General features: G+C 40.8%; 2 protein-coding genes. One reads left to right on the plus strand and one right to left on the minus strand.

All coding sequences use genetic code 11. The features are described 5' to 3' along the window. The coding region (locus B2X33_RS04675; protein ID WP_296667981.1) for a threonine aldolase family protein at positions 1-999 on the plus strand (999 nt) is incomplete at its 5' end. Between the two features lie 169 nt (positions 1,000-1,168). Here B2X33_RS04675 and B2X33_RS04680 read toward each other — a convergent pair. Further along, complete coding sequence (locus B2X33_RS04680; protein ID WP_296667983.1) at positions 1,169-1,525, minus strand: hypothetical protein; 357 nt, start codon at positions 1,523-1,525, stop codon at positions 1,169-1,171. Positions 1,526-1,601 lie beyond the last annotated feature (76 nt).

The following is a 1,601-nucleotide window of genomic DNA, read 5'->3' on the forward strand; positions in this document are numbered from 1 at the left end:
CATCCTGCCATCATAAAAAAACTAGCCGAAACAAACCTTCTTCACACAAGCGGCTATGGTTCAGACGAATTTTGCGAAGAAGCAAGAACTTTAATCCGCAAAGCCTGCGAAATTCCAGGAGCGCAAATACAATTTTTGACAGGCGGAACTCAGACAAATTCAACCGTAATCGACAGCCTTCTAAAAAAATGGCAAGGTGTAATTGCAGCCGAAAGCGGACACGTTGCGGTTCACGAAGCAGGAGCCGTTGAATACACAGGCCACAAAGTAATCGCACTGAAAGCTCAAAACGGAAAACTTTCTGCAAAAACTATCGAATCTTACATAAAAGATTTTTACGCCGACGCAAACTGGGAGCACATGGTTGAACCTGGAATGGTCTACATTTCTCAGCCAACAGAATTCGGAACAATTTACTCAAAACAAGAGCTTTCCGACATTTCAAAAGTTTGCCGCCAATACAAAATTCCACTTTTTGCCGACGGAGCACGGCTTGCCTATGCGCTCGGAAGCAAAGAAAACGACGTAAGCCTAAAAGACCTTGCCCGCCTAACCGATGTTTTTTACATTGGCGGAACAAAATGCGGCACACTGTTTGGCGAAGCCGTCGTAGTTCCAAAACCAGAACTAATTCCTCATTTTTTAACACAAATAAAGCAGCACGGCGCATTGCTTGCAAAAGGCAGGCTTCTCGGAATTCAATTTGCGGAACTTTTCAAAAACAACCTTTATCTCGAACTCGGAAAAACAGCAGATTCTTACGCACAAAAAATTCAAGACGCGCTCACCGCCGCAGGCTACAAACTTTATTTTGTTTCTCCGACAAACCAAGTTTTTTTTATAATCGAAAATTCAAAATTGCAGCCGCTTGAGCAAAAAGTAGCGTACGGATTTATGGAAAAATACAACGAAAACCACACCGTAATCCGTTTTTGCACAAGCTGGGCAACCACAGAAAACGACGTAGAAAAACTTTTAAAAGTCATAAAAGAAATGTGATTTTAAATTTTCGGACGGCAATTTGCCCAAAACCAGACAATTTGCGCAAATTGCGCTGTCCATAACTGAAAAAACCGGCTGCTTTGGGTTCGGTAGCCCTCATTGGCGGCTTCGCAGCCAACTGCCGCCCGCCGCATCCGGCGTAAGTCCACTGTATTTTTCTAAAAAATCATTCTTCGTAATCAAAAATTTTAGTTTCATCTTCCAGAAAAATCCAATACCTAGAATAAGGCTTAATCCAGTCTCCATTTTCTGACCAAAAACCGCTTCTTATAAGCACATAAAGCCAAGTTCCGTTTTCAGACTCTTTGATTTTTAAGACGCGAACTTTTAGTCCGCCTTCGTGATTCAAGCTTTTTGCAACAACTTCGCTAGTCAAAACAGGCTCGATTCTCAATTCAACCTGACCGTTTATTGTAAAAATCGAAGCTTCTTTTATTTCATGACAAAGCGAAAATGCCGGCAAAAGAAAAAATAAACTTAAAAAAACACTGATTAAATTTCTGTAAAAATTAAAATCTTCCATAAATACCCGAAATAGTCCAAATATCGAGTTTTGATAAGAACAGTAATTTAAGTATCATTGCCGTGCTTGACACCGC

Source organism: Treponema sp. UBA785, from assembly GCF_002297065.1.
Lineage (GTDB): Bacteria > Spirochaetota > Spirochaetia > Treponematales > Treponemataceae > Treponema_D.

Excerpts from the sequence above, each read along its gene's own strand:
- B2X33_RS04680 (WP_296667983.1), bottom strand. The coding sequence starts at position 1,525 with ATGGAAGATTTTAATTTTTACAGAAATTTAATCAGTGTTTTTTTAAGT.